This window comes from Acinetobacter sp. WU_MDCI_Abxe161 (genome assembly GCF_025514355.1).
GTDB lineage: Bacteria > Pseudomonadota > Gammaproteobacteria > Pseudomonadales > Moraxellaceae > Acinetobacter > Acinetobacter pittii_E.
On the sequence record NZ_JAHPTU010000004.1, the window covers coordinates 1 to 12858 of the forward strand.

Sequence of the window (12858 nt, forward strand, 5' to 3'; positions counted from 1 at the left end):
GCTCTGTAGCTCTGTAGCTCTGTAGCTCTGTAGCTCTGTAGCTCTGTAGCTCTGTAGCTCTGTAGCTCTGTAGCTCTGTAGCTCTTATAAAAACTTAAATAAAAATGATTTCTCCTGATTTTGGATACTCTATGGCTGTTCTCCAGCTTAGGCTTCTGAAGCATAATTTGATTTGAAAATATTTGGATTGATTAAATTTTTAAAAATAGTTCAAGCCTACTTAAAATGATGAAATTTTATTTCACTATTTTTATATACCCTAATACTTAAGATAAAAATAAAAGTTATTTTGTTCTTAAATTTTGAATCCTGTTAAATTAAGAATAGTAATGTATCTTATATTTACTTAAATAATGGTGATATGAGTCACACTTTAACTGTATTAGGTGTCTTTTTAAAAACTATGCCAGTGAATAGATATAAATTACATATCAATTAATTATTTTATAATATTATATTCCAAATGTTTTTATTTTGGTGTATTTTAAAATATATATAAATATCAGCAACTTGTATGTTTTTTTTGGTTTTTGAGGAATATACATCTTTTATTTGCAAATTTAATTTTAAAAAATTTTAACTATTACATTATTTAAAATAATTAATGTGATTTATATCACGTGAAAATTAATAAATTCTTGATAATTTTAAATTAATAATTGTTTTTAAAGAAAAAATATTGTATCAAATAGATATAAACTATTTTATAAATAGGTATATAAAATGAAAAATAATATTTTTAAACTTCTAGTTATGATGGTGCTTTCCACTTCCCCATTATTTTGTTATGCAAATAACACAATAATGATAAGAGGAAATATTGTTGAAGATACGTGTTCAAGAGAACATAGCGAGATAGAATGTACAGAGGTAAATAATTTAAATATTAAACTTGATAGTGAATATTTAAATAAAGATAGTCTTTTTAAATTAGCTCAACATACTGAGAAAATGGATACTAGCATTGAAAGCATAGGTTCCAATCATAAGGTTGTGCTTATCAATTATCACTAACATATAACTAAAGTATTTGGGCTTATTTCAATCATAAGTTTAAATCAAAAGAGCAATTTGACGAGTTCATCACGACTTTTGATGAATTAATAAGAAAATTGCTCTTTTTTCATCAAAAATGCCCATTTGTATATTTTTTCTGTATACATTTATATAATTTATTCTATATAATTGTATTCTAAGAATTTAAGCTTATTTTTTCACATAAATGGTTTAATTTTAGTCTATTTACATCGTGTTCTTATGTAACTAGCTCATCTCTTTAGCTTCTCTTTTTCTGAAACAAAAAAATTATTTATAAACAGCTATATAGGCTGTTTACAGTAGCTTTTAACTACAAAACAATAGTGTGAACCAATTGCTACTATGAAAAAATAATGTGATCTAGTTTGCATTTTGTTTGAAATGTGTTTAGGATTGTTACATTACTTTTCAAGATGTCAAACACTGGAAAAGTAAGGAATTAAACTTTTATCCAGACTTTTGAGAAAACACTATGAAAAAACTTGCTTTGATCGCTGCTCTTTCGGTTGTAGGGATTGCGAATGCTCAAGCTGCTGATGGTACAATTACAATTAATGGTTTAGTTACAGACAAAACTTGTGACATCGTTACCCCTGCTGGTAAAGACTTCACAGTTACTCTTCCAACTGTTTCTAAACAAACTTTAGCTGTTGCTGGGGATGTTGCTGGTCGTACTCCTTTCCAAATCAACTTAGCTAACTGTTCACAAGGTAAAGTAGCTACTTACTTCGAACCTGGTGCAACTGTTGACTTCAATACTGGTCGTTTACTTAACCAAGACGCTACTGGTGCTAAAAACGTTAACGTTCAACTTTTAGGTAGCAACAACAATTTCATCCCAGTACTTGCTGCGGGTGCAAACGGTGCTCAAGCTAACTCTCAATGGGTTGACGTAGCTGAAGGCGCAAGTGCTGACCTTAACTACTATGCTGAATACTATGCAACTGGCGCTTCTACTGCTGGTAAAGTAACTACTTCTGTTCAATACACAATTATCTATCAATAATTAATTGATAGCGGGGTTTCTGTGTCCGCATGGAAACCCTGTTTTGTGTAACACTTTCCTGAATCTTTCTTGGTTGAGAACTCGAAAAATGAAATTGAACAGTTATAATTTTTTGTTAGGTTTGGCATTTGCTTCGACAGTAGTCGCACCTGCTACTCAAGCAGAAATTGTAATTCATGGCACCCGTGTAATCTATCCCTCGGATGCTCGCGAAGTTACGCTACAAGTTAGCAATAACGGTTCAAAGCCAGCACTTGTCCAAGCTTGGATTGATGAAGGTGACCCAAAGAGTACACCGGACCAATCAAAAGTTCCTTTTATGATTGCTCCTCCAATTTCTCGTGTTGAAGCAACGAAAAGTCAGACGCTTCGTATTACCGCTTTGCCCAATGCTTTTCAATTAAATCAGAAGCAAGAAACGGTTTTGTGGTTGAATATTTTGGATATCCCACCAAGACCTACTTCAAAAAGTGAAGATACGACACCTGATAACTTCTTACAACTTGCAATTCGTTCACGTATTAAATTCTTCTATCGTCCTTCATCGATTAAAGAAGATGCGAATTTAGCATCAGATAAGCTTCAATGGGTTAAATCTGGTCAAAGTTTAACGGTAAAAAATCCTACCCCTTTTCATATCACGATGACTTCTGTTTACCAAAAGGCAGGTGATAAAAAAGTTGATTTATTACCTCAAGGGCTAATGATTAAGCCTTTTTCTGAAGCGTCAGTTCAACTTAAGAATGGCAACCTTCAAGATATGAGTTTTATTAATGTCAATGACTACGGTGGTCGCGTTGAGCACCCAATAAAACTCCAGTAATCAGATTTATCTTTTTAATAAATTTAAGCACCTATATGTGTAGGCGGACTTAGCTATGCCAAAAAAAAGGCAAGAATCTTATAAATTATTAAAACGCCATATTTGTTACTACTTGGCTTCTGGTGTTGTCACAATGACAATGCCTGTATTCGTGCATGCTGAAGAAACAACTACGAGTGCTCCAGTAGAGGCTGAATTTGATTCTGCTTTTTTAATTGGAGATGCTCAAAAAGTTGATATTTCTCGCTTTAAATATGGTAACCCTGTTTTACCGGGTGAATACAACGTTGATCTATATGTAAATGGTCAATGGTTTGGTAAACGTCGTATGGTCTTTAAAGCATTAGACCCTAATAAAAATGCAGAAACGTGTTTTACAGGTATGAACCTGCTTGAGTACGGCGTTAAACAAGACGTTTTGTCTAAGCACACTACCCTTCAAAAAGAAAATAATAGTTGTTATAAAATTGAAGAGTGGGTTGAAAATGCATTTTATGAATTTGATACCTCTCGTTTACGTGTAGATATTTCTATTCCGCAAGTCGCTTTGCAAAAAAATGCGCAAGGCTATGTTGACCCAAGTGTATGGGATCGCGGTATTAATGCCAGTTTTCTATCTTATAGTGGTAGTGCATATAAGACATTTAATCAGTCTGGTGACCGAAGCGAAACAACAAACGCATTTATGGGTGTTACAGCTGGTTTAAATATTGCTGGTTGGCAATTACGTCATAATGGCCAGTGGCAGTGGCAAGATACACCTGCTGAAAATCAATCTAAATCAGACTATCAAGAAACAAGTACATACTTACAAAGAGCCTTCCCTAAGTACCGTGGTGTTTTAACGCTAGGTGATAGTTTTACCAACGGCGAAGTATTTGATTCTATTGGTTATCGCGGTATCGATTTCTCAAGTGATGACCGCATGCTACCAAATAGTATGTTGGGCTACGCCCCTCGTATTCGTGGTAATGCAAAAACTAATGCAAAAGTTGAAGTTCGTCAACAAGGCCAACTTATCTATCAAACAACTGTTGCACCAGGTAACTTTGAGATTAATGACCTTTACCCTACTGGTTTTGGTGGGGAAATTGAAGTTTCTATTATTGAAGCAAATGGCCAAGTACAAAAATTTTCGGTTCCATATGCTTCAGTTGTACAGATGCTCCGTCCAGGCGTAAACCGTTATTCTTTAACTGTAGGTCAGTTCCGAGATCAGGATATTGACCTTAACCCTTGGATAATTCAAGGTAAATACCAACAAGGTATTAACAACTACCTAACAGGCTATACGGGCATACAAGCTACAGAAAATTATGCTGCTGTATTGTTGGGTGCTGCGTTTGCTACACCAATTGGCGCTGTTGCGTTAGATGTTACCCATTCAGAAGCTGACTTTGAAAAACAGTCTTCACAATCTGGGCAAAGTTTCCGTTTAAGTTATAGTAAGTTAATCTCTCCGACTAACACAAACTTAACTCTTGCTGCATATCGTTACTCAACAGAAAATTTCTATAAATTACGTGATGCACTGCTTATTCGCGATTTAGAAGAAAAAGGTGTAAATACCTATGCTGCTGCGGGCCATCAGCGTAGCGAATTCCAAATTACTTTGAACCAAGGTCTTCCTGAAGGTTGGGGTAACTTCTATGTAGTAGGTTCTTGGGTTGATTATTGGAATCGTAGTGAAAGTACTAAACAGTACCAAATTGGTTATAGCAATAACTACCATGGTTTAACTTATGGTTTATCTGCAATTAACCGTAAGGTTGAGTATGGTTCAAATGATGCGTCGCATGATACTGAATATTTAATGACGCTTTCATTCCCAATTAACTTCAAGAAGAACTCAGTCAACGTCAACGTTACTGCTTCTGAAGACAGTCGTACTGTTGGTGCCAGCGGAATGGTGGGTGATCGCTTTAGTTACGGCGCTTCCGTGTCACATCAAGACTATGCAAATCCATCATTTAACGCAAATGGCCGTTACCGTACTAACTATGCTACTGTTGGTGGTTCTTATAGTATTGCTGACTCTTACCAACAAGCAATGGTTAGCTTAAGTGGTAGTGTGGTTGCACATTCAGATGGTATTTTATTTGGACCTGAGCAAGGTCAAACGATGGTACTTGTGCATGCACCTGATGCAGCTGGAGCAAAAGTTAATAATACCGTTGGTTTAAGTGTGAATAAGGCTGGTTATGCGGTTATTCCATATGTAACGCCTTACCGCCTTAATGACATTACTCTTGACCCACAAGAGATGTCGAGCCAAGTAGAACTTGAAGAAACAAGTCAACGTATCGCACCTTTTGCTGGCGCAATTGCTAAAGTAGATTTTGCGACTAAAACTGGTTATGCGGTTTACATTAATAGTAAAACTGCTGATGGCAACAGTTTGCCATTTGCAGCTCAAGTCTTTAACCAAAAAGATGAAGCTGTAGGTATTGTTGCACAAGGTAGTATGATTTACTTACGTACCCCACTTGCTCAAGATCGTCTCTATGTAAAATGGGGCGATGAAAGCAATGAGCGTTGTTCGGTTGAGTACAACATCAGTAATCAGTTGCAAAATAAGCAACAAAGCATGGTAATGACTGAGGCTGTCTGCAAATGAAAAAATTACTCTTAAATAGTGGTGCTTTAGTTGTATTAGGTTTTTGTATTAATACAGGGGCCGAAGCAGCATGTACAACTAGCCTCGGTTTCAGAACGATTGATGTTGCGATGCAAGTTGGACGAGTTGTAGTTCGACCGAGTGACCCTGTAGGTAAAGTTTTGGTTAAATCACTTTTTGAGATCAGACCAGATCCTTATACTACATATACCTGTAGCACCTCGGATATGTTGACGGCAAAGTTATTACAAAGTTATCCACTTAGCATACTTGGTGATAGCATCTATTCAACTAATATTTCAGGAATAGGTATCCGACTCTATCGAGAAGCGTTTAATGCTGGAAATTTTTCTGGCTATTACCCTTATACTCGTCGTGTCCCATCAACCAACTTTCGTCTTGCAGAAGGCTATTTTGTTGTAGAAATTGTAAAAACAGCTGAAAATACTGGATCTGGAACTTTAGTCCCTGGTGTTTATAGTAGTTATTATGCTGGAAACCGAAGTGATCGTCCTTTTTTAACCAGTACGGTAAATGCTAATGCAATTACTATTGCCTCTTCATCTTGTGAATGGCGTGGCGCTATTAACAAGCAGGTACAGCTACCAACAGTTACAAAAGCTGGGTTTAAAGGTGTTGGTTCAACTCAAGGAGACCAATCCTTTGAACTCAATATTCTATGTAATGGTGGTATAAATCCAACTGGTTATGAAGAGAAAAACCTCATCAGCTTGAGTTTTGATTATCAACAAGATGGCACTAATACCCAAGTTTTAAAAAATCTTGAACCAAATGCAACTAAAGCAAATGGTGTTGGGGTTCAACTTGTATGGAATTATCAAAATAAGAATCAAGTTATTGGCCTAGGTAATAAACTAGAACTGGGAACTGTGAAATCAAATCAAACCATTCAATATGATGTTCCTTTAACAGCTCGTTACTATCAAACTGCAGCAAATGTTACGCCTGGTAAGGTCCGTGCTATGGCTACTGTAACGATTCAATATGATTAATCATATTGAATCGTTATTAAGTGGAATAAAATTCAAAATCATAAATATTAATAATAAATTTTACTTTATCACTACTTTCTAAAAACTTAATACTTAACTTAATAGGAATATTTATGAAAAAAATAGGTATAGTTGCTGTTAGTGCAATTACATTATGCTGGGCCATGTATGAAGTATCTTCTGATAATACCAATACAGTAACGCATAGCGAGTCAAGCCAAAAAGTAGCATCTAAAAAATTTTCATCAACTGCAAAGGATGAAAAATTAACGTCTCAAACCCTTTTGGCAAAAACAAATTCCCTTAATTCTGCCCCAGTCTGCCAATACAATTTTGATGTGACTCAGGAAGATCTCGATCTATGGAATAATGAACATCCTGATTTTCCTATGAAAATATTCCCATTGATAACTGGTCAAAAATTTGGTTTTAAAGTAGAACCTACGCCAGAAAGTCAGTATGGCTACGTAGATTATGTAGCTACAAGTAAAGTAGATAGTCTGAATTCGGTTAATGAAATTGGTGATTTAACAATACCTCACACAGGTATTATTGCATTTGAAATGGAACTTAAAATTCCAACATCAACTCTTGGGAGTTCATCACTTGGAAATTCTACTTATTACTCCTCTAGCATTGGATTTAGTGGCGTAACAAATAATGGTTATACAATTAGATCCAACTATTGGTTTGATATGGGGGGGTATGATCCAGATTTTGGCGAGAATCCTGCTAGATTAAACTATTATGTAGCTTATCGACTTAGTGATAATAGTGGGCCTAACAATCCATATTATAAAGGTCAAAACATGACAAATAATTCAAATGAACACCAAAGATTAGGGATGTATATTAATCAGAATACTAAGCAGGTTGGCTTTATTGTAAATGGTGTTGATCAGGGGTATCAATCTACTTTACCTGCTCCACTAGAGAATATACGTTTTTCTGTCTCAAGTAGTATAGGAATATATTCTAATCAATTATTTGGACAAGAGTTGTCTAATGAACTCATTACTGACCGTAATGCATTACAGTTTAACTATCCTCAGGGCACAACAGATATGTGTGGTAATGCTATTTAAGATATAAAACTATAAGTGGTAAAAAAGGGCTGAATCACAGCCCTTTTTTTTATTTCGTTTAGAAATGAATGACTGTACGGATTGATTTACCTTCATGCATTAAATCAAAAGCAGTATTAATGTCTTGTAAAGGCATAGTATGAGTCACAAAAGGTTCAAGCTGAATCTCACCTTTCATCGCATCTTCGACCATTTTAGGAAGTTGTGAGCGCCCTTTTACTCCACCAAACGCAGTACCTAACCATTTACGGCCTGTAACTAACTGGAATGGACGAGTCGAAATTTCTTGACCTGCACCGGCAACACCAATAATAACGGATTGTCCCCAACCACGATGTGCACACTCTAGAGCCGAACGCATAACATTGACGTTACCAATACATTCAAATGAATGATCTACGCCCCAACCTGTCATTTCTACAATGACTTGCTGAATTGGTTTATCGTAATCTTTAGGATTTAAGAAATCTGTAGCACCAAACTGCTTAGCAAGTTCAAACTTATCTGGGTTTGTATCTACGACAATAATGCGTCCTGCTTTTGCTTGACGTGCACCTTGTACAACTGCTAAACCAATACCGCCTAGACCAAATACGGCAACCGAATCACCTTCTTGAACTTTTGCTGTGTTGTGCACGGCGCCAATACCGGTAGTCACACCACATCCAAGTAAACAAACTTGTTCGTGATTGGCTTCAGGATTGATTTTAGCTAAAGAGACTTCTGCAACTACCGTATATTCACTAAAGGTTGAACACCCCATGTAGTGATAAATCGGTTCACCATTATATGAAAAACGTGTGGTTCCATCCGGCATTACACCTTTACCTTGAGTCGCACGTACTGCAACGCACAAGTTAGTTTTCCCGGATTTACAGAATAAGCATTCTTTACATTCAGCCGTATAAAGCGGAATCACGTGATCACCCGGTTGAACACTTGTTACGCCCTCACCCACTTCAACTACAACACCTGCTCCTTCATGTCCCAAGATGGCAGGGAAAACACCTTCTGGGTCATCGCCAGATAATGTAAAAGCATCGGTATGACAAACGCCTGTATGGGTAATTTTTATTAAAACTTCACCCGCTTGAGGTGGTGCAACATCAACTTCAACAATTTCTAAAGGTTTTCCTGGGGCAAAGGCGACAGCTGCACGAGATTTCATCTTTGGGTTTCCTTTAAATCATTCGGTATTTATAGTCGAGCAAAATAGATTATGTAACAGTAATACAAGAGCTTAATTTTGCTTAAATTAAAATTGGCTTTCATGACAATCCATCACAGCATAGCCAGTCATGTACCTCTAAGCAAGCCTACATTTAAAAAAGAAGAAAACCCCTTACTTAAAGAGGTTTCTTATTAAATCACTTATCTTATAAATGGTTTATGTTTACTTAGAGGTAAATATCCGGTGGATATGGTGTGTTATCACTAATTGGCGAGTAAAGTGTATTTTCAACGAAGAAGCCATTTGGGGCTTGGGTCGTATCAATTGTAATTGAATCGAACATGACTTGCGGATAGGCCCAAATAAACTGCTTCATGAGGCCAAGAGATACGTTATTTTTCATATCGCCAAAAATCCTCTGCCAAATTGGCGTCCGATAAGGTTTGTTTTTATCGAATCCATAGATATAGGCAATAGACGCATCTGGCACAAATCCAGATAAATAAGCAACTTTATTTGCCGGATAACCTAAATCTTGAGTTGGTATCTGAGAAACAGCTTGATGAGCTAAATCTAATTTAGCTTCTAAAAGCCAGTCATAGGCTTCAGTCATGATGTAATCAAAATTTGGATAGGAGTAGTGCTGGCTTGGATAGTTGATATAGGTTGCTAGGGTTTGTATTGGAGAACGAATGGATGGGAAAAATATTAAAGGACACACTTGAGCATTTGCATATTTAGCTTTAATGGCTGCTCGAATATTTTGACAGGTCTGTCCTAACTTATTTCTTAACCAAGTTTTAAACTCATCATACGGCGTACCTGTTTTATTCATAGCCTCATAGATTGTGCCTAGGTCTGGCGCATATAGTCCTGTATCGGCATTAAAGGCTAATTTTGTTGGATAGTCATACACACAAGGTAGATTCGTGTCCGTGTTATACCACCACCAAGGTTCACCAATTTGCATGTTAACATTACAGCCGCCAGCAACCATTGTATCTGCGAACTCAATAAAAACTTTGTGCAAATAAGCCAAAGCATTTTGATCACTTAAGCTAAAAAAATAACTCGGTGGTTGGTAGCCTGTTTTACCTAAATTGCTATTCCAGTCACGCTGTGCCCAAAATTCATTTGCTGCAAGTGAATACATTTCAAAGCTGACCCCAAAGATGGGCTGCATACTGGCGTTATGTAAAGCCTGAGCATATTTCTCATGCCATTTACGAGTACATGAGTTAACGACCGCCTCACCTGTCACCATCGTATCTGGTATTTGCCATTTATTAATGTCAGTTTTCCAAGTCATTTCAGGATAATGCGACATTCCACAATAATGGTTCACCAAACCTTTATATCCCAAAGCTACCATATTGTTGACTAGGCGCTGGGGGTTTAAATCATAGTGGTCATCATAACTTGTACAGATGCCATAATTGTGCTGAGGGACAACTACACGACTCAAATTTAACTTTGCATTTGTTCCAGTCACAACTGAATTGGTCACACGAATGTAGCCATCTTTTGGCTGGCTTAAAGGTGTGGCGGATTGGCTATTGTAGTCACTGGTAAATCCCGAAAATGAAATTCGCTGAATATTGGTTACCGGAAAGCTATCTGTAGCAGAAAAACCTGCTTTTACTGTGTCCCAGTTAATACGGATATGTGCTGTTCGCGATGAAGGATTATTTGCGTAATTAAATAGAACAATATATGCAATTTTATCTATACCATTATCTTTATAGTACACCGTTAAAGTCGGTGTTAAACTCGGATTATTTAGCACTGGCATAGAAGCCGATAGTTCAATATCGAAATCCCAAACCACCCCTGCATAGCTATACTTGGTTTCATACGCTAAAAATTTATGGTCTTTAGTGTCAGAAGAATCCCAACTAATTCCTACCAAGTCATTTGCCATACGTGATCTAAAAGATGCCTCAAATCCATTCCCATAATTTGTAATGGCAAAAGACATGGTTTGCGGACCGTCTATTCTCCAGTAAATAGGACTAAACCGATCAATAAGTGTATTTTGAGTGATTGGATGAGGTGATGAATTAGAATTATTTTGCACATTTTGTCGATTAGTTATCATGTCTACATTCTCTTAATGCATTAAGAGGTTTTATCTTAAATAATAATTTTTATTGCATTGTTCAGATAAGTAACAATGGAGTTTAATTTATTTACAGTGATTATTTTTTATAAAGTTCAAAATGATTTTAAACAAGAAAACTTAATATTACCTAAAATATTTTTTGTACCGAGGAGATAACAAATGGCAAATTTTATACAGCCTATAAACTTTAAGGTTTTGTATGTATTTACTCCTCTTGTATTTGTATTAACAGGTTGCAGTGAAAATTTACACTCTCAAACACCCTTATCAGTGAAGACTTCTTCAGAGAATATTGCTTATCCAGAGATTGATCCGATTTTAGGAGAAAAGTTACAACCGAATGAGGAACTCATCGCCCACAATATAGCCCAAGTGATTGAAAAGGCGATCCGTGAACAATATAGGGATGGAAATGCTTTACGTGATGCACATCCTAAAGCGCATGGATGTGTGCGAGCTGAATTTCATGTCTCAAAAAATATACCCACTCAATTGGCCAAAGGGATGTTTATTCCAGATCAAACTTATCAAGCATGGATTCGCTTTTCAAATGCCTCAAATGATGCCTCTAATGCGGACATTAATAAAGATGCGCGTGGTATAGCAATAAAAATTTTAGGTGTATCTGGACAAAAAATTTTAGAAAGTGAAAAGCAAGCAACCACACAAGATTTTATTATGATTAATCATCCGGTCTTCTTTGCCAATGATGCTAAACGATATCTTTCTTTCATGAATGATGTGAATAGCCACAATATCATCAGAAAACTTCATATTCCGATTGCCCTAGGTTTTAAAGGAACCATGAATGCACTCGGAGCACGTAATTCGCAAATCGCCAACCCATTATATGCACGGTATTGGTCTATGGTTCCCTATCAGCTAGGGCTGGGTAATGATCGAAAAGCAGTTAAATATTCAGTTCGTGCCTGTTCAATGCCACCAAACAATCTACCTAAAAATCCTAACCATAATTATTTAAGAGAAGCTTTAAAGAACACTCTACAAAGTACAGATGCTTGTATGGAATTTTTTATTCAGCCACGGACCTCAAGCCAAATGTTAGTAGAAGATTCAATGACAGAGTGGGATGAGAAAGCAGCTCCTTTTTATCAAGTGGCAACTATCCATATCCCAAAGCAAGACTTTGATACAGCTGAACAAAATAAGTTTTGTGAAAATCTATCTTTTACGCCGTGGCACGCCTTACCAGAACATAGACCATTAGGTGCAATAAATAGAATGCGTAAAGTCATTTATGAAAATATCAGCAGAGTTCGGCATGATATGAATTCAGCACCTAGACAAGAACCTTAAATACATTATCCATTAATGCCCTTGCTTGTATCTATAGTGATGCGATCAATGAAATCTGCCAACCATAAAATAAACTCATCTTCATTTTTATGTCGTGGAATCAAGCTCATGTCTAATCTAATGGGTAATTCATTTTTAACGCTAATTACAGTGCCTTCAAAATTCACAAAGTTATATAAAAATTTTAATTCTGTACCTGCAATAGCTTTTTTGATTTCTAGAATAAGATTGTTTAAGTTCTTTAGATGATTGTTTGAATATTTATTTTTAATATTTTTATTAATTTTTTCTGCTAAAAGTAAATATTTTGGCATTTCTACCTCCTTATTAATTATTTATAAGTATAAGTTCAAAGTTATAAAAATAAGTTTTTAATTTTTATTAAATTGTTTCTAGTTTTTTAATTTTAATTCATAAGTTGTGCCTAGTATAACTATTTATTTTTTTAAAATGTGATTTAGTTTGTTTTTTATTCTGATTAAATTAGTAGGTTTTTAATATTGACTAAAATACTCGGATTTTAAATTTATATTAAATAGGCTCAATATATTTAATCTATTAAGCCTATTTAATTTTTAATATTTACTTAAGACTAAAAAATACTTTTTAAAATCTTAAGTAAGTTTCTGGAAAATTTTCATTTTATGAATTTTTCCACATTTCCTG

Annotated in this window: 10 protein-coding genes; 7 read left to right on the top strand and 3 right to left on the bottom strand. The window is 35.7% G+C overall.

The window, feature by feature from the left end; all coding sequences use genetic code 11:
• Positions 1–723 precede the first annotated feature (723 nt).
• From KTI78_RS05390 to KTI78_RS05415, 6 genes are all read left to right on the top strand, one after another.
• Positions 724–1014 (top strand): hypothetical protein, encoded by a 291-nt coding sequence (locus KTI78_RS05390; RefSeq protein ID WP_224991896.1) that lies wholly within the window; start codon positions 724–726, stop codon positions 1012–1014.
• Positions 1015–1510: 496 nt separating this feature from the next.
• On the top strand, positions 1511–2044 hold the full coding sequence (locus tag KTI78_RS05395; protein ID WP_000731819.1) for a fimbrial protein: 534 nt from the start codon (positions 1511–1513) through the stop codon (positions 2042–2044).
• An 88-nt stretch (positions 2045–2132) separates the two neighbouring features.
• Positions 2133–2867, top strand: coding sequence for a molecular chaperone (locus tag KTI78_RS05400; protein WP_262445451.1), 735 nt, complete (start codon positions 2133–2135; stop codon positions 2865–2867).
• A 55-nt stretch (positions 2868–2922) separates the two neighbouring features.
• Positions 2923–5484: a fimbria/pilus outer membrane usher protein gene (locus tag KTI78_RS05405; protein ID WP_262445453.1), complete on the top strand. Its 2562-nt coding sequence runs from the start codon at positions 2923–2925 to the stop codon at positions 5482–5484.
• Positions 5481–6497: a fimbrial protein gene (locus KTI78_RS05410; RefSeq protein WP_262445454.1), complete on the top strand. Its 1017-nt coding sequence runs from the start codon at positions 5481–5483 to the stop codon at positions 6495–6497. Before KTI78_RS05405 ends, KTI78_RS05410 begins: the two co-directional genes overlap by 4 nt.
• 113 nt (positions 6498–6610) lie before the next feature.
• On the top strand, positions 6611–7582 hold the full coding sequence (locus KTI78_RS05415) for a DUF4882 family protein (RefSeq protein WP_224991892.1): 972 nt from the start codon (positions 6611–6613) through the stop codon (positions 7580–7582).
• Positions 7583–7640: 58 nt separating this feature from the next.
• Here KTI78_RS05415 and KTI78_RS05420 read toward each other — a convergent pair whose 3' ends face one another.
• Entirely contained in the window at positions 7641–8750 is a 1110-nt protein-coding gene (locus KTI78_RS05420; protein WP_016141033.1) for an S-(hydroxymethyl)glutathione dehydrogenase/class III alcohol dehydrogenase, read from the bottom strand.
• Between the two features lie 229 nt (positions 8751–8979).
• On the bottom strand, positions 8980–10851 hold the full coding sequence (locus KTI78_RS05425) for a phage capsid protein (RefSeq protein ID WP_262445455.1): 1872 nt from the start codon (positions 10849–10851) through the stop codon (positions 8980–8982).
• A gap of 183 nt (positions 10852–11034) precedes the next feature.
• On the opposite strand from KTI78_RS05425, the gene KTI78_RS05430 reads away from it, so the two are divergent.
• Entirely contained in the window at positions 11035–12192 is a 1158-nt protein-coding gene (locus KTI78_RS05430) for a catalase family protein (protein WP_262445456.1), read from the top strand.
• A gap of 5 nt (positions 12193–12197) precedes the next feature.
• Here KTI78_RS05430 and KTI78_RS05435 read toward each other — a convergent pair whose 3' ends face one another.
• Complete coding sequence (locus tag KTI78_RS05435; RefSeq protein WP_239967710.1) at positions 12198–12506, bottom strand: hypothetical protein; 309 nt, start codon at positions 12504–12506, stop codon at positions 12198–12200.
• Positions 12507–12858: the final 352 nt, after the last annotated feature.